Below are 23,823 nucleotides of genomic sequence, written 5' to 3' on the forward strand. Positions count from 1 at the left end.
GAAGCACTAGCTCAAGCTTATGCTCAAGTGACTGAGCAGGATTTTCGTAACTGGTTTACACATTGCTGTTACTGTACCTCACTCACGTGAAAAACGCTATATAAATTATTCCACTTGCCTGAAAAGCTCTTGCTTCAATAAATCGATCCCCAAAACTTTGGCTGTTTTTTATTGCCTGCTCATTAAGCTCAATTGCTCGGTCGAATTGTCCTAGATTAATATGAACAATGCTGAGATTCAAAAAAAATCTACTTTGCAAGTATTTTTCTGCTATTAAATTACTAATATCTAAGGCTTGCTGGTGAAACTCTAATGCTTGAATATATTGACCCTTAGCATTATAAATCACGCCCAGACGATCTAGCGTTTGCATCTCAGATAGGCGATCGTCCTTCTCTCGATTAAGTTCTAACGCTTGCTGACAAAAGTTTAAAGCAGTATTGTATTGACTAAGATAAAAATAAAGAATACATTTTTCACTTAATACTTGTCCATGTAAAGTGCGATCTCCTGTTAAATTAGCTAGTTCTAATGATTGCTCCAAAGTTGTTAGAGCTTGCTGAAATTGACTTAGATAACGATAAGATACTCCAATATTATAAAGTGCTTTTCCTTGTCCGACTCGATCGTTATTCTCTCGATATAAATTGAGTATTTCTCGATTTATCATTAAAGCCGATTTAAAATCACTCTTCCGAAAAAAATCATCGCTTAGTTTTAACAGATATTCTATTTTAATCGTAGTTTCTCGCTCATTTTCAGCAGAGATATGTTTGGAGTTAAGCGGTGAAAATATGGCGACAGCTTTGCGTGTATTACAAAAGAAACCAGCACAAATAATAGATAGAGTCAGAATTCTTAAAAAATAAATTGATAAACCATAACCCTTTTTAAACTTGTTTTTTATTGTCATTCAATGAGTTCCTCCCGGTGTGGGATTGCCTCTAGGAGGTGGTGCTACGTTCGGGATGCCTCTAATGCCTCCAGGTCTTACTTGATGACAACTATTTATACTCTTTGCGGATCGAGTTAGATTTCCCTGTTCCTCTAATAATTCTCCTCTAATTTCAGAACCAGTATTTAGACTTGCTTCGTTAAAATTAGTATTGGACAAGTTAGCATTAATTAAATTATCGTTGTCAAGGGTAGCGTTCTCTAAATTTACATTCGTTAAATCTGCCTCTGCAAGCAAGGCTCCTCTCAAGTTTGCTTTGTTTAAATTGGCATCATTTAAAGTGGCTCTAACTAAAGTTGCATTACTTAAATCCACTTGGGTCAAATTAGCTCCATTTAATTTCGCATTGTCCAATACTGCTTCCGTCATATTTGCATTGCTCAAGTTGGCACAAGTTAAGTCAGCACCCGCTAAGTTCATACCGCTTAAGTTTGCACCATTTAAATCTGCATTCACTAAATTTCTGGGTAAAGTTTCACCACGGAGGTCGCATCCCGGACAGCGGTTGGTTTCGATCAATTGCATGAGAGGGTCAACCTCTTGTGCTTGGGCAGAAAAAGTAATTAATAGGAAACTGGAGACAGCAAGGGTAGCAATAATGTTAATTTTTCTTACTGTTGCTCCTAACATACTAGGTCAATTCGAGGGGTCGCATATATATTATTGTGGATCTTTAATCTTGAGGAGATGCTGTAACAAAAATTGAGTTGAGGCGGAATGGGGTTATACATCGCGCGAAACGCTATCTTACAGGCTGCATCAAAATCCACCGAGCTAATGGTCGCTAATTCAGAAACTGGCGATAAAATCTGGACTCAGCAGGCTCAAACCGATCCCGAAATTGCTAGAGAATTTGGTGGAGATGGGAATCTCGAACTTTGCCCAACATACAAGATTAAGGTTGCCAGTGCATTACAAAGACTTAAGCTGGGCTTTATAAATCGCTGCTTAGGTGCGAGCCTGAGAATCCCTGTCCGTTCCTCTGCGAGGAATGGCACAATGAAACCATGTCCAAATAAGCTTTAGAACTATGCGCGTTGCCCAAAATATTACAGAACTCGTCGGCAGAACTCCTTTAGTTCGACTCAATCGCATCCCTCAAGCTGAAGGCTGCGTGGCTCAAATTCTGGTCAAATTAGAGGGAATGAACCCCGCTGCCTCCGTAAAAGACAGAATCGGGGTTCACATGATTAACGTTGCCGAACGGGAAGGACAAATCGTACCGGGAGAAACGATTTTAGTCGAACCCACTTCGGGCAATACGGGAATTGCCCTGGCAATGGCAGCAGCGGCGAAGGGCTATCAATTGATTCTGACGATGCCGGAAACGATGAGTACGGAACGGCGGGCGATGTTGCGCGCTTACGGGGCGCAACTGGAACTTACGCCGGGAAATTTGGGGATGAAGGGGGCGATTCAACGGGCGCAAGAACTGGTCGAAAGTACGCCCAAGGCTTATATGCTGCAACAGTTCAAAAATCCCGCTAACCCGGAAATTCACCGCCACACGACGGCGGAGGAGATTTGGGAGGATACGGACGGAGAGGTGGATATTTTGATCGCGGGAGTTGGTACGGGGGGAACGATTACGGGAGTGGCTGAGGCGCTCAAACAACGCAAACCCGAGTTTAGCGCGATCGCGGTCGAACCTATCAATAGCCCCGTGCTTTCCGGCGGTAGCCCCGGACCGCACAAAATTCAGGGAATCGGCGCGGGCTTCGTTCCCGAAGTCCTCAAGCTGGATCTCATCGACGAAACGATTCAGGTTTCCGATGAGGAAGCGATGCGTTACGGTCGCCGTCTGGCTCGAGAAGAGGGCCTCCTCTCGGGGATTTCTTCGGGGGCGGCGCTGTGTGCGGCGATTCAGGTCGCCAAGCGCCCGGAGAATGCGGGTAAGTTAATCGTAATGATTCAACCGAGTTTCGGGGAACGCTACCTGAGTACGCCGTTATTTCAAGATTTAGAGCGCGATCGCGAACCCGTTTTAGTATAAGTAAAAAGCGATCGCAAAGTTAACGCTAAAGTTAACCCGATCGGTCGGGGCGGGTGTGAAGATTACAACCTGCCCTCCCCATGTTCGATTGAATTACACCGAGCCATTAGTAGACATTCCGGCCTTGCGTCCGCTATCCTTGATGGGGCGCAAGGCTCCCTCAAACCCAACTACCGCTTCGCGCAATTAAAAATTAAAGATTAAAACTTAAAAATTGCTGCCCGATACCGATTTCAGCAATTTTAAACGGTAGGCGAATTTGCGCCCTCACGTACTAGGGCGTATATTTTAACAGCGATTAAGTAGGGCGAACGGCTAACAGCACGTTTAGTTGATTTTGTCAAATTGCGCCGAATCAGAATGAGGAATTGAAACTCGGGCTTCTACTGCGGTAATATTCTCCCTCACCTCCTCCTACTCTAGGTTTGAGCAATTCGATCGCACATAATTTTTTCTCGGACGGAATTTTGGAACAACGAGTGGATAAAAGTGTTTGGATTTTCGGCCTCGCGCGCGAGGGTTGCCGAGTTGCGGGCGTTACGCTCGGGTTAGCCCTGGCGCTGACCAGCTACCCAAAGCTCGCGATCGCGCAAAATGCTCGGCTCGGAGTCGTCAGGAGCCAAGAAAACGCGCCGCAATGGGCAGAAATTAGCGATCGCTTGCAAGCCGCCGGGGTCGATTACTGCGTCGTCAACCTCAGCGATCTCAAAGCTGGAGCTAATCTCAGCGATCTGAAAATCCTCTTTCTGCCTAACATCGACAATTTAAACGAAGTTCAAGTTGCAGGCTTAGAAAACTGGCTGGCAAGCGGCGGACGGGCGATTGCCACCGGACCGACAGGAGCGCTATCGCCACCGCCCGCACGCGAGAAGTTGCGATCGCTCTTCGGAGCCTATTGGGGCTTCAGTCTCAGCAACGCCGCTCCCCTAGAACCGTTGCGCGTGCGCGAGCAAGAATGGGTGCGGCAAGCCCCTCCTAACGTCCTGCGCGGTGGCGTAGTCATTCCCACGGGGCTGAACAGTCAAACCGCAGCAGTATGGCGATCGGACGGTACGCCGCCCGCCGTCGTCGTCACCGATCGCACTGCATTTTTGGGCTGGCGCTGGGGAACCCAAGTCGTCGCAGCCGCCGATTTTGATGTGTCTTGGTTGCAAGCAACCTTAAACCGTTACGGCGGCGTTGCAGGGGCTAGCGGCGCGCCCCAAGAACCCTGCCTCGCGTCGGGGGGAACGGCTCGGACTGCACCGCCGCCGCGTCCGGTTGCTCGCGCTACGCCTCCGACTCCAACTCCCCCAGCCGTCGGCGGGCGAGGAACGCCAATTAGCGCGACTCAAGCCCAACAGATGCGTCAAGAATTGACAGAAGCGATCGCGCGTTGGGAAAGCGCCTTATTAATGGCAGAAGTTGCGGTCGAAGGAAATGTATCCATGCACGCAGCGAGCGAACAATTTCTCCGCCGCGTGGATAAGGGGACAAATCCGACCGGGAGGGCGGGAACGCTCAACGCAACCCTGGCTGAGGCGCGCAGCGGACTGCAAGCCTTCGATCGCGCCCTGAGCGATCGCGACTACACCCGCGCTCGGCAGCAGGTGGAACAAGTTCGTAATAACCTCCTGAAAACCTATCCCAGCGATCGCCCGATTCGCTATCCGGAAGTGCGCGCCATTTGGTTCGATCGCGGCACGATTGTTAAGGCGCGATCGAAAGCCGATTTAGTGCCGATCTTCGATCGCCTGCAAGCCGCCGGAATCAACACCCTTTTCTTTGAAACCGTCAACGCCAGCTATCCCATCTATCCCTCGCAAATCGCCCCAGAACAAAACCCCCTGACGCGGGGTTGGGATCCCCTCGCCGCCGCGATCGAACTCGCCCACGAACGCGGAATGGAACTGCACGCTTGGGTGTGGATATTCGCCGCCGCCAACCAGCGCCACAATACCATTCTCGGACAGCCGACGGATTATCCCGGCCCCGTCCTCTCGCGCCATCCCGATTGGATTGCCACCGACAGACAGGGCAGTCGTTTCGAGCGCAACCAAAAAGCCTTTTTCGATCCCGCCAATCCCCAAGTTCGCCAATATCTTCTTTCGCTGCTCGAAGAAATTGCCACTCGTTACGCCGTCGATGGCATTCAACTGGACTATATTCGCTATCCCTTTCAGGATCCCAGCGTCAACCAGACCTATGGGTATGGGAATGCAGCGCGATCGCAATTCCAACAACTCGCCGGAGTCGATCCCGTCACCCTCGCCCCCAATAGCCCCTTATGGGAACGCTGGACGCAGTTTCGCATTCAACAGGTGGATAGTTTTGTCGCCGAAGCCGCGCAACGCCTGAGAGCCAAACGTCCCGAACTGCTACTCTCTGCCGCCGTCTTCCCGATTCCGCGAGCCGAACGCCTCGTGCGACTGCAACAGAACTGGGAAAGCTGGCTCGAGCGCGGCGATCTCGATCTGCTCGTACCGATGACTTATGCGCTCGAAAACGACGATTTCCAACGGCTTGCCACCGGATTGTTCGAGAACCAGCCCCGCAGTAACGCGCTGCTGTTACCCGGAATTCGCCTGCTGCGCCTGCCCGTCTCGACGGCTGCCGATCGCCTCCAACAACTTCGGGATCTGCCTGCTAATGGCTATGCTCTCTTCGCCGCAGAAAATTTAAGTTTAAATGTGGAAACGTTGCTGCGTCAAACTCAAGGTTCTCGCCCCAACGTACCGACCGATCCCCTTCCCCAGCGCCAACCTTTCCAAGCGGCTAATCTGCGCTATCAAACTTTGCACCGGGAATGGGTGTTTTTATTGCAGAACGGACAGTTGAATGTTGAGGAAGTTGCTCTCAAACAATGGTCGCTACAAGCGGATTTGCTGGCGACAGCGCTGAATAAACTCGCAGAAACGCCCAATGTTACCAATTTACAAGCGGCGCAGAGGACGTTAGCGAGCTTCGAGCAGCAATTTGGAACTTGGACGCGACAGTACGCGCAAGAGAGTCCGGAGCGGGTGTCAGCTTGGGAGAATCGCCTCGACGCGATCGCGCGTTTGTTGCGCTACGGACAAAATAGAGGGTTTTGAAGGCATAGCACTCACTATAATTGACAATTGACAATTGATAACGTTCGGAGCCGTTCTGATAAAATCCGCAAAATCGCCCATACCCTTGCACCTCCGATTAGGTTGATGTCATAAAAAGAGGCTTCGCCTTAAGGGAGCAATGAATTTTTACCGAAGCCCTATTTACTGGCAGTTCTTAACCTTCGCGATCGATATCGAAGGGCAGTTCGATCGCGAATTCGGTTCCTTTGCCGGGATTCGAGTGACAGTAAAGTTTGCCGCCATGTCTCTCGGTAATAATTTGATGGCAGACCGACAGACCGATACCCTGTCCCTGACCGGTGGGTTTAGTCGTGAAGAATGGGTCAAAAATTTTCGGTTGCACGGCTTCAGGAATACCGATCCCGCTATCGGCAATACGAATTGCGATCCCGCGATCGCCTATCATTTCAGTGCGAATCTTAATTGTATTGCGCGACGATGGATCGGCTTCAATCGCATCGATCGCATTGCTGAGGATATTCAGCAGCGCTTGATTGAGAAGTATGGGATAGCATTGAACTAGCGGTAGACTTTCGTAATCGCGCGCGATCGCAATTGCCGGACGCTCGGCCGTTGCTTGGAGACGATGTTGCAAAATCGTTAAAGCGCTTTCGATCCCTTCGTGGATATCGACAGGTTTTAATCCCGCTTCGTCGTAATGAGAGATGTTTCGCAGCGAAAGGACGATATCTTTGATGCGAGTGCTACCTTTGCGAGCCGATTTAATCAGTTTTTCGAGATCTCGAGTTAGGAAATCGAGATCGATTTCTTCGAGTCGTTCTTGGAGTGCTAGGGGCGGATTGGGATAGTAAAGTTGGTATTGGTTAATCAAACAGAGGAGTTCGCGAGTATAGCGATCGAGATGCTGGAGATTGGCATGAATAAAATTTACGGGGTTGTTGATTTCGCAAGCAAATCCAGCCACAAATTGCCCCAAAGCCGACATTTTCTCGCTTTTAATTAATTGAGCTTGGGTTTCTTGGAGATCGCGTAGTTTCAGTCGCAGTTCGAGTTGCGCGATCGCTTGTCGCCCCAGAACGCGCAAAGCATCGAGTTGTTCGGGACTGAGTTGTCGCGGACAGCGATCGATCGCGCAAAGCGTACCGATGGCGTAACCCTCTGGCGTAACCAGAGGCGTTCCTGCATAGAAACGAATATTAGGATCGGCGGTGACTAAAGGATTATCGGCGAACCGCTCGTCTTCAAGGGCGTTAGGAACCACGAATAGTTCGTCCGGTTGCGCGATCGCGTGGGCGCAAAAAGCAATATCTCGCGGCGTTTCAGCAGCCTCTAGCCCCAAATTGGACTTAAACCACTGTCGGTGGCGATCGACTAAACTTACCAAAGCAATGGGCGTACCGCAAATATAAGCTGCCAATTGAGTTAAATCGTCAAAGGCTTCCTCAAACTCGGTATCCAAGACGCGGTAACGATTCAGCGCTTGCAGGCGCTCTAATTCATTTTCGGGAATCGGTGGCGTTTTCATCAAAATATTGGGGCTGAAACCCCGTCCTTCTTGGGATGACATTCCGCCGGGAGAGATTGGAGAGAATAGGGGAATATCACTCTACAATCTTATCAGGTATTCTCAGGCGATTTTTGTTAATTAACTTGAGGGTTGTTTGCTAGCCACTTTCAACATGGCTTTGATTGCGTCCTAGTTTCTTTGCTTGATACAGGGCTGCATCCGCTCGACAAACTAAATTTTCGGGTTGGTTTTCTGGAGTCGGAATTATTGCTGCTATGCCTAAACTTAAGGTGACATAGGGACTCACTTCAGATTGAGGATGAGGAATTTTTAAAGATAGCACTGCTGTTCGTAGTAATTCTGATAATAAAAAAGCACCAGCTAAGGAGGTATTGGGTAAAATCACTACAAACTCTTCCCCCCCGTAACGAGCGACTAGAGCATCAGCTTGTTTGGGAACTTTTTCAATTGCTTGTGCCACTCTAAACAAACACTCATCTCCCCCTTGATGTCCGTAGTTATCGTTGTAGGATTTAAAATAATCAATATCAATCATAATTGCAGCAATAAACTTTTGTGACTTGATGTGTCGGTTCCATTCTTTTTTAATTAATTCATCAAAATAGCGGCGATTTGGGATTTGAGTAAGCTCATCTAAAATTGCAAGTTTCAATAACTTTTGGTTGGCTTTTTGCAGGGCTTCAGTCCGTTCTTCTACGCGCACTTCCAGTTCGGCAAACAAAGTTTTCAGTTGGGCTGCCATTTGATTGAACGATCTCGCTAATTCTTCAAGTTCGTATATACCTTCTACCTTAACGCTGCGATCGAGTTCTCCCCTCGCAATCGCAACGCTTGCCTGCTGCAATTTGAGAATGGGACGGGCAATCCAACGTGAAGTATAAATTCCTAAAATTGTGGCGATTGCTAGGGCTGCAAAACAGAGTAAAATAGTCGTGCGAGTATTGGCATTAATTTGTGCCATAAAATCAGATTCTGGAATAATAACTAAGACCAACCAATCTAATCCGTGTCGATCTTTCCAAGGATTGACCGAAGTGTAGTAGCGAGCATTTCCCACCTGCATTTCAAAAGACTGTTGAGTTTTAATCGATTGCCAATTCCCAAACTTTTTTTTAAAAATAGCGGCAATCGAGCGAAGCAGGGGATCGCTGCTATCAGCCACATTCAAACGCTTTGCGGTATTATTTATTATCGTGAAAGGAGGTTCTAGACTGGAACTCGCCACAATATTGCAATCTCTTTCTAAAATCAGAATTTTTCCCGTCTGACTTGCTTTTAACTGCTGTAACAACTTACTGATATTAGAGAGCAAAAAATCGGAACCCATTACCGCAATTAATTGCTGACGTTCGTCATAGACGGGGAGCGATGCGCTAATAGAAATATATTCAGGCGAACCGTCCCAGTTGTAGATTTTACTCCAGGTGAATTTGCCTACTTTCACTGCTCTGATATACCAATCTTCGGACAGAGGTTGATACTTGCCCTTATAAATTAGTTGCTGTCGATTTCCTTCCTCATCTGTTGCATAACTGTAGTTTTGATAACTGGTTCGTGGAGATACCTCGTCAATTGTCGTTTTGCCTCCATCTACCCAGCGTCCCGCTCCTGTATATTCTCCTGTCGGTAAGGCATAAAAAATATAGCTAAAGTTTTTGTATGTCTGCATTTGTTTCCATAAATAACGTCCTGTTACTTCCGAATCGCGCAGGTTAAGAATCCGATTTTTGACTGCATCGGCATTAATTTGATTAAGCTGTTGGGGAACTGCTAAGTAGGAATCTAAATGCTGCTGGATTCTAGCGTCAATCTCGCTTATTACCTGATTTGCGAGCCGATCGATCGCCTCTTGTCCATTGCGGAAGGAGAGATAGCTTACTAGCCCAACTGCGGCAAAAGTTTGCAGAAAAAATGGTACAATTAGTACGATTTGAAGGGGAAAGCTGATTTTTTTTGATAAAGGCATTGCAAATTATTTTTAGCGAGTTTAAAAAATATAAAAATATTATTTTTAATGTTTTTTTGTCGAAAAAAAGGGGGCTAAAATGCGCGATCGTACTGATTCTGGAATTCCTGAACCCTTGTCAGTAATTACCAATCTTTCAGCCACGCTCTGGCTTTGATTGTTTACATAGATCCAAAATCGACAGTCTATAGATTATAGTCTATAAAAATACCAAGACGTTTATGAGAGATTGTCATTGCCCTCGAATCGAGCCGTCGTTAGATGACGAACTTTATTTTTTCATTGGCAATAGTATAATAAATTCCGTACCTTGACCCAAGGTGGAATTGACTTCAATCGAACCTTGATGTTTTTCTACAATAATTTGCCGTGCGATCGCCAATCCTAAACCCGTCCCTTTTCCTACTGCTTTGGTGGTAAATAAGTGGTCGAAAATATTCTGTTTTATCTCCTCATTCATCCCTATCCCATTATCAGCAATGACAATTTCAACTTGACAATTCTGGATAAAAGTGGTAACTGTAATTCGGTAACAATTGGCTTTATTCTTCTTGTAACTGCATCCGTTTTTTGATTCTTCTAAGGCATCAATTGCATTCGCAAGAATATTCATAAATACCTGGTTAAGCTGTCCGGGAAAACATTCAATCTTAGGTACATTTCCATAGTTGGTAACGACTTCAATAGCGGGACGAGTTTCGTTCGCTTTGAGACGATGTTTGAGAATTAACAGAGTGCTATCAATGCCTTCGTGGATATTAAAAGGTACTTTGTAATCTCGATCGGCTCTTGAGAATGTTCGGAGTGAAGTGCTGATACTGCGGAGGCGATCGCAGCCCAACTGCAAAGAGGTAAACATCTTAGGTAAATCCTCCAGCAGATAATCCAGATCCACCGCCTCAGCGTGCGCCACAATTGCTTCACCTGGATCGGGAAGAGCTTGACGATACAGCCTCAGATGATGAGCCAAATCCTCAAATTCCTGTTTAGCTTCGTTGAGATTACCTGCAATAAAACCCACTGGATTATTGATTTCATGAGCTATCCCCGCTACAAGATTCCCCAGAGCCGACATTTTTTCGTTTTGAACCAACTGCAACTGCATCTGTTGTAGTTGGTTCAAAGCTTGCTGCAACTCTTCAGTCCGCTGTTCGACCCGCCGTTCTAACGCTTCATTGAGATTCGCAAGCTGTTGTTGAGATTGTTTGACTTCCTCAAACAGTTGTTGCAACAGCGTTTCCCGGCGTTGATTGGTTTCATCCAATTCCAGCAAATGAGCCGATGCCCGTTTTAGTTTCTGCCACAAAACCCGATTTTCCTTCTCCAATGCCTGGATTTTAGAGCGATCGCTAGTTGCTTCTATTTCCATTACTTTGTTCCTAAAAGGAGTGTCACAAACGTTTGATTATGAAACTGGCTTTCTCCAGGAATTTCAAACGGAGAAATTTCTCCATAAGTGTAGAAACCGCAGCTTGGGATCGGCATTGCCAGGAGATCGCGGATGATGGCATATTCCCGATCTGTTTTAGGTCCTAAAAGTCGTCGCCGCACGGTACAAGAGAACAGCAGTGCGGCAGCCGGAGTGTTGCCCGGATAAGCAGCTAAGGCTTGCTGGCTGGAAAGTTTTGCCGCAGTCAGAATATCATTGCGATTGGTTTGGGCAATCTGAACGATCGCCCCTTCTGGAATATCCCCATAGAACACCAGTTTGCCAGAGGCTAAATCTGATTCCTTGCTGGGCAGTCGCAGGCTGAAATGCTGCTGGTTCGGCTCAAAAACGGCCAGTCCAATATCAAGGTCTACCAGCAAATTTCCCAAATAGTGTCGATAAAAGTCATAGGCAGATTGACCGTCGATTTCATAAACTGTATTCTTATCGACTTTAGTAACTCTGCCCTTTTTACCAACAGCACACGAACCGCTGGAAACGCCGCAGGAAACCAGCAAATCTCCTGCAAACAGCAGCACAGGTGCGGCATTGCTCAACACTTCTGTTTGAAAAAACTGAAACGTTTGTTGGAAGCGATACTGATCTGCGGTCAAGCCACCGACGATCGGCACCTGCAATCCGAGCGCTTGTTTTAAGCCCTGTAACACCCCCTCGGCTCGGGTTGTTAGACTTTCAGACAGGGCAATGCACAGTTTGGGTGGCTCGGTCAGATCCGTCGTTGCTTGGGCAATCGCTTGCTGGGCTGCGGCTACCGGATCTTGCGACACACCGCGCCCCACGCCTGCCCTAATTTCGATCGTGTCGGAACTAAACAGCATCAGCGTCAGAGAATCTTCTTGAAATCCCAATACTGAGGAAAGTTCTCCATCGGTAGTGCCGCCAATCAATTCAATTCCAGCAAAGCACTGCTGGATTTGTTGCAGGATTGGGGCATGGTCAAAATGAATTGCTGCAAACAAGATCCCTGCCTTGGGGACTGTACCTGCTAGGGCATCAAGACATTGCTCTAGAACTTCGGCGATCGCAGATTGTGAATCTGGATCGCAGCTATGACCGACGACAACATTCAACATAAATTACTTCTCCTTTCTTTTAATTGCTTACGGTTAATCATCCCTGAATTGGTAGCAACAGTTTAAAAACCGTTTCTTCACCTGGTTGAGAGGAAAAGGTAATGCTTCCCCCATGTTTTTCGACGACAATTTGACGCGCGATCGCCAATCCCAAGCCTGTTCCTTTCCCGACAGCTTTTGTGGTAAATAAATGCTCGAAAACTTTCTGTTGAATCTCCTCACTCATCCCTATCCCGTTATCAGCAATAGTAATTTCTACTTGGCGATCGTCCCCTGAAGTTTGAATGATAATTTGGTTAGGATTGGCTTTGATATCGGCAAAACTTCGTCCGATATTAGATTCATCTAAAGCATCGATCGCATTGGCAAGAATATTCATGAAGACCTGATTGAGTTGTCCGGGAAAGCATTCAATGGGAGGTAGATGATCGTATTGAGTAACGACCTCGATATCTGGACGATTTTCATTAGCTTTGAGACGATGTTTGAGAATTAAGAGAGTGCTGTCAATTCCTTCGTGAATATTGAAGGTGACTTTGTAATCTTTATCGGCGCGGGAAAAAGTCCTTAAACTGGTACTGATATTTTGGATGCGAGCGCATCCCAATTCGATTGAATTGAGCATTTTTGGAAAATCTGACAGCAAATAGTTAATGTCCAATTCTTCTGCTTTTTCTTCAATTTCATAGCCGGGATGGGGGAATTTTTCGTGATAGAGTTGCAGATATTCTGTAAGGTCAGCAAAAGAGGCGATCGCTTCGTTGATATTGCCGGAAATAAAGCCAACAGGATTGTTGATTTCGTGAGCGACACCAGCGACTAGATTTCCTAATGCTGACATTTTTTCGCTCTGGACTATTTGTAATTGCGCTTGTTGTAAGTCCAGTAAAGCTGTTTCTAATTCTTGAGACTTTTGTTTTACAGCGATTTCTGCTTGTTTGCGGTTGGTAATATCTAATAACAAACCATCCCAGATAATAGTTCCATCAGTTTCTTTAATTGGATTGGATGAGGCTTGAACCCATTTTAATTTACCGGAACGAGTAATAACCCGTCCTTGATATTGCCAAGATTCTAATGTTTGAGCGGACATTGCCACAGATTCTTGAAAATAGGCAACATCTTCTGGGTGGGTTAAGGATAGTAATCTATCTGCATCGGCTTCCACTTCCTCTGGAAAAATCTCGTAAATTCCATAGCAGCCCGGACTAACATAGTTAAATTTAGGAATGCCCTCTGGAGAGAGTTGAAATTGATAGATCATCCCCGGTGCGTTCTCAGCAAGGCGTAAAAAGCGCGCTTCGCTTGCTTGTAAATTACTGTAGAGTTGTGCATTTTCTAGAGAAATTGCCGATTGGGTACAAAGTAAGTCAATACTTTGCAAGCGATCGCTGGTAAATACCCCGCCAGTATATTGATTTTCGAGGTAAATAATCCCAACCAATTTCCCTTGATTCATGATTGGCGTGCAACAAACACTTTGGGGTTGATGGGTTAGCATATAGTGACCAATTATTCCAGAAACTTCTGTTTTTAAGCGATCGATGACAACGGTTTTTTGAGTATTTTTGACGTAATAAATTAGAGGTTTTGGCAGGTCTGTGTAAGTCTCTAGAAGATGAGAATTAAGAACAGTTTTTATGTCATTTTCTGAGTTCTCTTGACGATCGACCGAAGTTATTGCCCTGACTTGCAAATTTCCGGCTTGGAGGAGAATCAGTGCTGATTTTTTTGCTCCCGAATTTTCTAAGAGAATGCGGGTGAGATTCGCCATCAATTCATCGAGTTCGATGCTGCTGGAAATGGCTTGAGCGGCTTTGAGTACAGAGGCGAAATCGAGCGCATCGGAAATGCTGCTACTGCTATGAGAACTGCCAGTAGACGTTGAAGTGACGGTAGTCGCGGCGATCGTTTCTCTGGGATTGAGGCTGAGTCGTCGCTGTTGCAGGATCGGTTGCAGCAGTTGGGGATAGCATTTTTCGAGGCGATCGGTTTTGGCTTTGGCTCCCCAGCGGGCGTAGCAGTAGTAGGCTTCTTGCATATAACCTGCTGCAACTTTTTCTTTGCCCCAATCGAGGTAAAACTTAGCAGCGAGTTCGTTGGCTAATGCTTCTTCTTGGATGTATTCGTTTTCTTTAGCGAGTTGGATGGCGCGATCGTACCAATCCCCAGCTTTGTAATACTTTCCTAAAACTCGGTATTTCTCGGCTTCGACTAAATCGTATTTATGTTGGTGATTCATGGGAGCGTGGTTTGCCCATTGCTGTAAAAGAGTTTGGTTTTGTTCCACCCGCTCTAATGTAGTTGATATCTCGTCTGCGCTTTGAGTCAATTTTGCTATGGAAACCAAAGAATCATACAAATAAAATGCAGGTTCGCCAACTGTACTTGCACCTCCCATAAAATAATTTCTGCACTCAACTGCATGGTTGTTTGCTTCTTCAATTTCCCCAAATAACAAGCAAAGAATTAACTTATATATATAAATCATATAGAGTCCATGCCAATCATTTGCAGCGCGCAGCAGTGGCAGAAACTCTGTTTCTTGTAGAGCCGATCCAGACAAAATAGTGGGACGCTCCGCAAAGCCCAATAAATTTAAAATCATTTGCCAGTAGATCAGACAGTAATTAGCCGACCCTAATTGCTTTAGTTGCACTAAAGCATGGTAGTAAGTGCGTGTATTTTGCTCTAAGTCGGAAAGGGGTAAACCGCAATAAAAAGAATTTCGACAGAAACTTTGACCGCAATATCCGACATATTCTAGGTTGCCGATTTCTAGCCCAAGCGTGTATCCCTTCTCTAAGAAAGGTAATGTTTCTTTGATGTGATATTTGCGGTGGAGAATAAAACCACCTAACAACAAAAATACTTCAGGTTTAGTCGCTTTAGCATCAAATTTTAAAACGAGATTCAATGCTAACTGACCAAACTGTGCCGCTAAATCTATATCCTTTTGAATGTTCGAGAGAACCAGGCTGTAGCAAGCATAGTTAGCCGCAGAAACAGATGTATTACCGTATTGCAGAGATAATTTGACGAGCAAGGTCGTTAATAATGGATACAAAAGAGAGCCACAGGTGTAAGCTGCTGCCATGATACTACTAGCAATTTGGGTAATAGCTATTGTGTTCGCATCTGTCATTACAGGGAACTCGGCAAAATCTTCAACTTTCTGGTTTCCAATGATTGTGCTAATTTCTTGGATTGATTGCTGTACATCTTCCATAGTAGGTGCTTCGGTCATTGGTATCCCTAATTGTTGTAAGATATCCATGCCCAGCGCTAGCACTTCATCGAGTTGACTTTGGGAGGTCTTAAATTGAATCTTAATGCGATAAACATTGACCTTTTCTAGTAAGGTATGAGCCTGTTCGATGACTGTTTCAATAAACTGTTCCATCACTGCAAAGTCACCGCACAGAAACGCAAACTCAGCCGTTAATTCGTGAAATTCCAGCGTCAGTTCGTATTGCTGCTGCCAAGCTTGCTCGCCCAGCAAAGATAGCCCAATATTGGTATATTCACGACCTGCTTGATAAGCCGTCGCACTTCTAGCTTTGCGACTGGCAATGAGATTGAGTTTAGCGAGTTCGTAGCCTTGGGTAGGCTGGGTAATCAGAGAAGTTCCGTGATTTAATTGATCGAGCAGTTCAAAAATGCGTTCTTCTCTAGCTTCTGAGGAAATTTGCTGTAACAGTAGTTGCCCGATCTGGTAATGAGTTATTTGTTTTTGTTCGTCTGGAATGAGAGAATAAGCCGCTTGTTGAACGCGATCGTGTAGGAATTTGTAAGAAACGGTCGTTTGTGCCGAGCGATCTATCGATGACGCATCTTGATAAAATTTATAAACGTCATTTTGCGGCAGGATTAAGCCTTCTATTAAAGCCGCCCATAGTGCGGTAGAAGCCTCAATTTGGGATTGTTCGGAGACGATAGCCAGCGTGTCTAAATCGAATTGAGCACCAATACAAGCTGCCAACTTTAGGATAGTTTGGGTAGCATTGGGCAGTTTCTGCAATTGTGCTGCCATGAATTCTACCACATCGTCGGTCAGGGCTAATGCCTGGACTTGGGTCAGATCGCATTGCCAATAACTCAGTTCGCGATCGAATTCGATCGCGCCTTCTTGATATAACGCTTTGAGAAACTGCGTGGTAAAGAAGGGATTTCCTTGGGTTTTTCGAGCGACAATTTCGGTCAGAGGTCGAGCGATCGCGCTTTCGCAATTCAACGTATCGGCAATGAGTTGATTGGTGTCTTCCACACTTAACGCTCGCAAAGTAATTGTATTGGATATTGTGCCGGATTTAACGATTTTATCGAGCGCTAACATCAAAGGATGGGCGGGCGAGACTTCGTTGTCTCGATAAGCTCCTAAAACTAACAAATACCTCGCATCGTTCATTAAATATTTTAATAATTCTAGCGATGCCGAATCTGCCCATTGCAAGTCATCGATAAAAAGCGTTAAAGGATGTTCCTTCTGGGCAAATACCCCAACAAACTTTTGAAAGAGTAGGTTAAAGCGATTTTGGGCAGCACTGCCGGAGAGTTCGGGAACGTCAAGCTGTTTGCCGATGATGGTTTCTAATTCGGGAATGACATCAATAATGACTTGACCGTTTTCGCCTACTGCCTCGATAATTTTAGTTTTCCAAACCGCGAGTTGGGCATCGCTTTCTCCAAGGAGTTGCCCGATTAAATTGCGGAAGGCTTGGACAAAGGCAGAGAAAGGAATATTACGATTAAATTGGTCGAATTTGCCTTTGATAAAGTATCCCCGTTGCCGTACAATGGGTTTATGAACTTCGTTAACGACGGCAGTTTTACCGATGCCTGAAAATCCGGCAACCAGCATCAGTTCTGTATTACCCTCTGCAACACGATCGAAAGCTGCCAACAATTGTGCAATTTCCACCTCCCGTCCGTAGAGTTTTTCCGGGATAATGAAGCGATCGCAAATATCGTGTTGGGCGATCGCAAAGTTCTCAATCTTACCCGTTTCTTGAAGTTGATACAGACAAGTTTCTAAATCGTGTTTCAACCCCAAAGCACTCTGATAGCGGTTTTCTGCATTCTTCGCCATCAATTTCATGACAATGTTTGCTAACACTTGGGGAATTTTTTGTGTTTTCCCTAAGTCAGGCGGAGTTTTGGCAAGATGACAGTGGACTAACTCCATCGGGTCAGTCGCTTGAAAGGGAAGTTCTCCGGTCAGTAATTCAAATAATGTGACTCCCAAGGCGTAAAAATCACTGCGGTAGTCGATGCCTCGATTCATCCGTCCGGTTTGTTCGGGAGAAATATAAGCAAGCGTTCCTTCAAGAACGTTAGGATTTTTAATTTCTTGGGTTTCTTTCGGTAATAATGAGGCAATACTGAAGTCGATTAATTGAAGCTGTTTGCTGTCAGGATGAATTAGAATATTGGCGGGTTTTATGTCTTTATGGATGACTCGGTTTTGCCCCAGTCCGTGCAGAATTTCTGCTAATTGACTAGCGAGAATGAGATACTGTTCTAAGGAAATTTCGACTTGACCTTTGAGCCATTGTTCTAACGAAATATACCCTTCATCCGGCATTACCAAGGCGTAGCCATTGCCGTAGGATTCTAAAGCTAAGGGTTTGACGATTCCTGGTAGATTGAGATTTTGCGCGATCGTATATTGATTGCGAAATTGTACTAATTCGCTAAAACTGGGGTAAGGGTTTCGCAAAAATTTCAGGATGACGGGTTTTTTATCGAATTGGCGGATTGCACGATAGACGAGGGTGCGACTCCCTTGGTAGAGATTGTCGCTGAGGAGGTAACCGTCAAGATGTAAAGTTATTGCCATCATAATTTTAATCTTGTCATTAGTTTTGACTGAGAGTTAAAGCGCTTTGTTGGAGTATTGGTGAGGATTTACCTCAGAGGAAGGGCAATTTCAAACTCAGTTCCTTCTCCTAGGTGGGAACGAACGACGATCGCACCATCATGTTTTTCTACAATAATTTGCCGTGCGATCGTCAATCCTAACCCTGTTCCTTTTCCGACAGCCTTTGTTGTAAACAAATGGTCGAATATCTTCGCTTTTAAATCTTCACTCATTCCTTTTCCGTTATCTAAAATTTGAATTTTGATAACATCATTTTCAGAGACAAAAACCGTTTTTATGATGATTCTTTGAGGATGGCTTTGCAAGTTTTTATAGGGAGTCTTCCGCGCCATTTCATCAAACATATCAATCGCGTTGGCGAGAATGTTCATGAACACCTGATTAAGTTGACCTGGAAAGCATTTAAACGTAGGAATATTTCCGTAATCTGTCACAACTGCAATCGCTGGGCGCTTATCATTCGCTTTCAAACGATGCTTAAGAATCAAAATTGTGCTATCAATTCCCTCGTGAATATCAAAGGATACTTTGCAATCTTTGTCGGCTCTAGAGAAGGTTCTGAGACTGTTACTGATGCTGCGGATGCGATCGATTCCTAGTTGCATTGAGCTAATTAACTTCGGCAGGTCTTCCTGGACATATTCGAGTTCGATCGCTTCTATCTCGTCTTGAATCGTAGCAGTGGGATTGGGATATTCCTGCTGATATCGTTCGATCAAGCCAAACAGGTCGTTAATGTAATCAAGCGCAGGTTTTAAATTCCCTGCAATGAAGCTAACCGGATTATTAATCTCGTGCGCTACTCCTGCTACTAAGTTGCCCAAGGCTGACATCTTTTCGCTTTGTACAAGCTGTAACTGAGCGCTTTGTAGGTTTTCTAAAGCCTCCTCTAAATCCCGTGTCTTTTGTTCTAAAGCTTGTTCGGCAATTTTGCGATCGCTAATATCGATTAACATTCCATCCCAAATAATTCGTCCATTTTCTCTGATTTCGGGTTGAGAGGCGGCTTTGACCCATTTCACATTTCCATTAGGAGTAATAATTCGCCACTCATGACGAAAGGGGGTGAGCGCTTGCGCCGACTCGATAACTGCCTGAAAAGCCTCTGCTCGATCGTCAGGATGTTCAAAGTCCCGCAGACTGAATTTTCCAGACATCACATCCTCAGCGGATACCCCGTAGAGCGTCTGGCAACCCGAACTTACATAAGGAGTGGAAGCAGAACCGTCAGCTTCAATCTGAATTTGGTAAATTAAGCCCGGTACATTATTGGCAAGCTTCTGAAATCGCGCCTCGCTAGCTTGCAATTGCTGTAATGATTGCTCGAGTTGTCGGGCATATTGTTGTGAAAGCGAGTACAGTCGAGCATTTTCTAAGGAGATGGCAGCTTGAGCGCATAATAGGTTGAGAAGTTCGACGCGATCGCGGGTAAATGCACCTGCGACCAGATTGTTCTCCAGATATACGATGCCCAGCAGCTTACCTTGGTGCAAAATCGGACTGCACAAAATACTCTTAGGCTGTCGAGTTTGGATGTAAACATTAGGGCTTAACTGAGGATGTGTCATCGCATTGCCGATGACAGCAGGTTGTAAGCTGCGCTTGACGCTGTTGATTAAGCTAATCGGCACTTCCTCGCTAGACTCGACAGGCACAGGAGTCGATCGCACCTCAGCCTCAATCTGATTGGCAGCAGAGAGTTCGGCAACGGCTCGGACGGTTAACACCTCGTCCTCTTGCAACATTAGCACGCACTTATTGCCGCCTGCGGTTTGCATCACTGTATGCAGCAGGGTTGAGAGCAGTTTGTTGAGTTCGATAGTGCTGGATAGGGTTTGGGAGGCTTTGAGGATAGCCGCCAGATCGAGGGAATCGGAAAGGCTAGTGGAAGATGAATTTGTAACAGTAACGGTTCCGACTGGAAAGACTGTTTCGTTGACCGATAGGGCGGTGCGAGTGGGTTGAAGAATTGGAGCCAGCAGTTGCGGGTAGCGGGTTTCCAGGTCTGAGACTTTGGCTTTAGCACCCCAGCGAGCATAGCCGTAGTAGGCTTCAATCATATACTCTCGGGCAATACGCGGTTTGCCCCAGTTGAGGTAAAACTTCGCGGCTAGTTCGTTGGCAAGTGCTTCTTCCTGAGTGTATTCGTTGGCTTTGGCTAGAGCGATCGCGCGATCGTACAAATCTGTCGCTTCCAAAGCTTTACCGGAAATAACCGCCATTTCAGCAGACAGTAGTAAATACTTATGCAGAAAGTTTTCTGGACAACTATCTGCCCAAGCTTTGAGGTGCTGCTGCTGCTGTTGTAAAACGTCCCAGTACAGTTGTCGATCTGTCTGAGTCGCCTTTGGATAAAGTGCAGCCAGACTTAGCGGGTAATAAAAGTGGTACAAAACGATCGGAAAGAAGCCCGCATTGGTAGGCAACGTTGGCTCTGCTTCTTTCGCCGCCGCGACAGCATCAGCATAGTGACCGTAGAGATACGAAAGTTGCAACTTTAAAAAGCAGTACCAGTTGATTCCATGCTCAAAGTTTCGTTTTTCTCGCCAAACTTGGATGTAAGGAAGCTCTGACTCATCATCATCACTATCTTGGTCGTAGAGTAAATCTGTGCTATGAGAAGCGTCTTGCAAATTCAGGAGGAACTGCCTTTGTAGAGTGAAAGCATACAGCATATTGGCATCGTTCACGCCCCGTACATAACCGAGATACATCTCAGTCTCTGCATAAACAGTAGACAGGCAATCCCCCTTGATAATCATGGCCCATATTAAGAATGAAACAGCCCAGACCCCAAATACAACGTCTCCTCCTTCCTGGCTAGTTTGAAACGCCTGACGAGATATAGAAAGATTCGTTTTTAAGTGTCGATTGTAAGGATTGATGGTATGAGCAAAGATGTTGTTAGTTTTGAAGATAAACTTCGTACTATTAAAATGACGATCGAGCTTGAGTGCTAATGTGCCAAATTCATAGGCTTTTTGATACTCTCCTTTGCTGGCAAGGCTCATACCATAGAGACAGTATGCAAAACCAGACGCTTCAGCATTGCCATGCGTTAACGAAGTATCGATCATCTTCAGCAAGCTCAAGTAAGAGAGGGATTGAGCGCCTCCCATATACGCCGCTGCCCAAATATCCGCCAGTAAACTCATACAGACCTTCGGGTTTGGCTCGACTATTTCGGGCAGATCGAACAACTCGGAAGGAGAAACAGCAGCCAGTTTAGCCTCTAGCCGCTCCAATTGACTTTGAATTTCAGCTTGTTGCTCTGCCTCTGTACGCGGCAAAGGCATACCAAGAATACTTAGACCTTTCAATCCATCGTCAAAACTTCCTCGGATGTTTTCCCCTTGCGTCATCTTCAGATACATCTCGATCCCATAGATGTCAGCTTTCTCAAAGGTAGCCCGAGCATGACTCAAAGCTAAATCAAACCATTGCTCTGCCCGTTCGAGATTACCTGTTAAATATTGGCACTCTGCTCCCTCTCGATACAGGTCAAAGGTTAATTGATAATGAGTATCCCAGCTATCTTCTGCCAGCAAATCTATCCCAGATTTGAGGTAATCAACAGCAGCTTTATAAGCAGTTGAAGCCTTTGCTTTTTTTCCAGCTATCAAATTCAGTTGAGCAATGTTATCCTTTTCGGATTGTTGCAGGGGAATTTCGCTCCCTTTATTAAGTTGATTAACAATATCGAAAATTTTTGATTCAATGGTTGCAGAAGATGTACTCTTGAAGAGTAATTCTCCTACTTTTAGATGGGCTGACTGCTTCTGGGAATCAGGAATGAGAGAATAGGCAGCTTGTTGTACGCGATCGTGCAGGAATCGGTAGGCAACAGATGGGAGAATAGATGAAATAGATGAAGGTTTTGTCGTATCCGTTTCATGCGTGGGGTATACGTTACCAAAGAATTTGTAGACATGGCTTTGAGGCAAAATCAACCCTTCCTGTAACGCTTTCCACAAGTGAGTAGCAGTTTCTTCTTGGGTTTGTTCTGACACGATCGCCAATGTATCGAGATCGAATTGATTGCCGATACAGGCAGCGAGTTTAAGAACGTTCTGAGTGGCAACCGGTAACTTCTGAAGCTGAAGTGCCATAAACTCCACTACATCATCGGTGAGCGCTAGCGATCGCACGTTTGCCAGATCGCATTGCCAGGAACCGACCTCCCAGTTAAAGGCGATCGGTCCATCTTCGTGTAGTGCCTTCAAAAACTGTGTGGTAAAAAATGGATTACCCTGGGTTTTTTGATAAACCAATTCTGTCAAGGGCAGGGTCAGTTCGCTCGAACAACTGAGTGCATCAGCAGTCAAATGATTGACATTGCGCTGACTTAAAGGCGCTAAAGTTAGGGTATTAATATGAATCCCAGCCTTCCGAATATCGTCTAGTGTCAGCATCAGCGGATGGGCTGGGAAAACTTCATTATCTCGATAAGCACCAATAATAAATAAATAATTCTGCTCGACATTGGTTAGTAACAGTTTCAGCAAACTCAGAGAAGCAGAATCAGTCCACTGTAAATCGTCGAGAAACATCACCAGTGGATGCTCCTGTGTAGTGAATACGGCAATAAACTTTTGGAACAGTAGATTAAACCGATTTTGGGCAGCACTACCTGAAAGCTCCGACACCGTTGGCTGTTTGCCAATAATCTGCGCGAGCTCGGGAATCACCTCAATCAACACTTGACCTTGCTCGCCCACCGCTTCGAGAATCGACGCTTTCCATTGCGCCAATCGTGTATCGGATTCACACAGGAGTTGCCCCATGAGGCTACGAAAAGCTTGAACAAAAGCAGAGAAGGGAATGTCGCGGTTGAACTGGTCGAATTTCCCTTTAATGAAGTATCCTCGTTGCCGCACGATGGGTTTATGAACTTCATTCACCACCGCCGTTTTGCCAATCCCCGAAAAGCCTGCGACTAACATTAACTCTGACGCACCTGTGGCAACCCGCTCAAAAGCATTCAGCAAGGTTTGAACTTCGGCTTCTCGTCCGTAGAGCTTTTCCGGGATCAGGAAGCGATCGCACATATCCCGTTTCCCAATCGCAAAGTTCTCAATCTTGCCCGTTTCTTGAAGTTGCTCCAGACAAGTCTCTAAGTCGTGTTTCAACCCCAAAGCACTCTGATAGCGAGCTTCGGCATTTTTTGCCATCAGTTTCATGACAATGTTTGCTAAAGTTTTGGGTATTTCTTTACTAAAGGGAGCGGGAATTTTGGCAATATGAGAGTGAATTAACTCCATTGGGTCTTTGCTCTCAAAAGGGAGGCATCCCGTTAGCAGTTCGTAAAAGGTAACGCCAAGGGCATAAAAGTCGCTGCGATAGTCGATCCCCCGATTCATTCGTCCGGTTTGTTCGGGGGAGATATAAGCGAGGGTTCCTTCGAGGGTGTTAGGGTTTTGGATTTCTTGGGTTTCTTTGGGGAGTAATGAGGAGATGGAGAAGTCAATCAGTTTGACTTGTTGGGTTTCGGGGTGAATCAGGATGTTAGCCGGCTTGATGTCTTTGTGAATGACACGGTTTTGGTAGAGTTGGTGGAGGATTTCTGCGAGTTGAATGCCAATCTTGAGAAAGTTTTCCGAGGACAAGCCATTACCGGTAACGAATGAGCGAAGGGAAATATACCCCTCGTCAGGCATAATTAAGGCATAGTTGTTACGGTAGGGTTCGAGGGCTAAAGGTTTGACCGTTCCGGGGAAGTCGAGATTTTTGGCAATGGTGTACTGGTTGCGAAATTGTAGCAGTTCGCTAAAGCTGGGGTATTCGTTGCGTAAGAATTTGACGATGACAGGAAACCCATCAGCGTTGCGAATTCCCCGGTAGACAGAGGTGCGAGAACCGCAGTAGAGTTGCTCGGTCAGTTGATAGCCAGGGAGAGCAGTGGGTATACTGGTCATCATGGGTAT

General features: G+C 45.8%; 9 protein-coding genes and 1 pseudogene. 2 read left to right on the forward strand and 8 right to left on the reverse strand.

Annotated elements, in window-relative coordinates:
- Positions 1 to 82: 82 nt before the first annotated feature.
- Positions 83 to 913 (reverse strand): tetratricopeptide repeat protein, encoded by an 831-nt coding sequence (locus H6G50_RS18050; RefSeq protein ID WP_190719292.1) that lies wholly within the window; start codon positions 911 to 913, stop codon positions 83 to 85.
- Positions 914 to 1,585 (reverse strand): pentapeptide repeat-containing protein, encoded by a 672-nt coding sequence (locus tag H6G50_RS18055; protein WP_190719295.1) that lies wholly within the window; start codon positions 1,583 to 1,585, stop codon positions 914 to 916. It lies immediately after the preceding gene.
- Between the two features lie 400 nt (positions 1,586 to 1,985).
- Between H6G50_RS18055 and cysK the strand changes: the two genes are divergently transcribed.
- Together cysK and H6G50_RS18065 are read left to right on the forward strand one after the other, a co-directional pair.
- Entirely contained in the window at positions 1,986 to 2,948 is a 963-nt protein-coding gene (gene cysK, locus H6G50_RS18060) for a cysteine synthase A (protein WP_190719300.1), read from the forward strand.
- Between the two features lie 479 nt (positions 2,949 to 3,427).
- Complete coding sequence (locus H6G50_RS18065) at positions 3,428 to 6,019, forward strand: family 10 glycosylhydrolase (RefSeq protein ID WP_347239961.1); 2,592 nt, start codon at positions 3,428 to 3,430, stop codon at positions 6,017 to 6,019.
- A gap of 175 nt (positions 6,020 to 6,194) precedes the next feature.
- On the opposite strand, the gene H6G50_RS18070 is transcribed toward H6G50_RS18065, so the two are convergent.
- The 6 genes and pseudogenes from H6G50_RS18070 to H6G50_RS18095 all read right to left on the reverse strand — a co-directional run bounded on the left by H6G50_RS18070 (position 6,195) and on the right by H6G50_RS18095 (position 23,814).
- Entirely contained in the window at positions 6,195 to 7,568 is a 1,374-nt protein-coding gene (locus tag H6G50_RS18070) for an ATP-binding protein (RefSeq protein ID WP_199303197.1), read from the reverse strand.
- Between the two features lie 97 nt (positions 7,569 to 7,665).
- Positions 7,666 to 9,495, reverse strand: a complete 1,830-nt coding sequence (locus tag H6G50_RS18075; protein ID WP_190719312.1) for a diguanylate cyclase — start codon at positions 9,493 to 9,495, stop codon at positions 7,666 to 7,668.
- Between the two features lie 271 nt (positions 9,496 to 9,766).
- Positions 9,767 to 10,639, reverse strand: a pseudogene (locus tag H6G50_RS18080) (ATP-binding protein); the annotation flags it as partial.
- Between the two features lie 224 nt (positions 10,640 to 10,863).
- Positions 10,864 to 12,018, reverse strand: coding sequence for an FIST N-terminal domain-containing protein (locus tag H6G50_RS18085; RefSeq protein ID WP_190719318.1), 1,155 nt, complete (start codon positions 12,016 to 12,018; stop codon positions 10,864 to 10,866).
- Between the two features lie 37 nt (positions 12,019 to 12,055).
- Positions 12,056 to 17,857: an ATP-binding sensor histidine kinase gene (locus H6G50_RS18090; RefSeq protein ID WP_199303214.1), complete on the reverse strand. Its 5,802-nt coding sequence runs from the start codon at positions 17,855 to 17,857 to the stop codon at positions 12,056 to 12,058.
- A gap of 68 nt (positions 17,858 to 17,925) precedes the next feature.
- Positions 17,926 to 23,814 carry an ATP-binding sensor histidine kinase gene (locus tag H6G50_RS18095; RefSeq protein ID WP_190719489.1) on the reverse strand — a complete coding sequence of 1,963 codons (5,889 nt, stop codon included), beginning with the start codon at positions 23,812 to 23,814 and terminating at the stop codon, positions 17,926 to 17,928.
- Positions 23,815 to 23,823 lie beyond the last annotated feature (9 nt).

The sequence above is a fragment of the Oscillatoria sp. FACHB-1406 genome (assembly GCF_014698145.1).
In the GTDB taxonomy this organism is placed as follows: domain Bacteria; phylum Cyanobacteriota; class Cyanobacteriia; order Cyanobacteriales; family Spirulinaceae; genus FACHB-1406.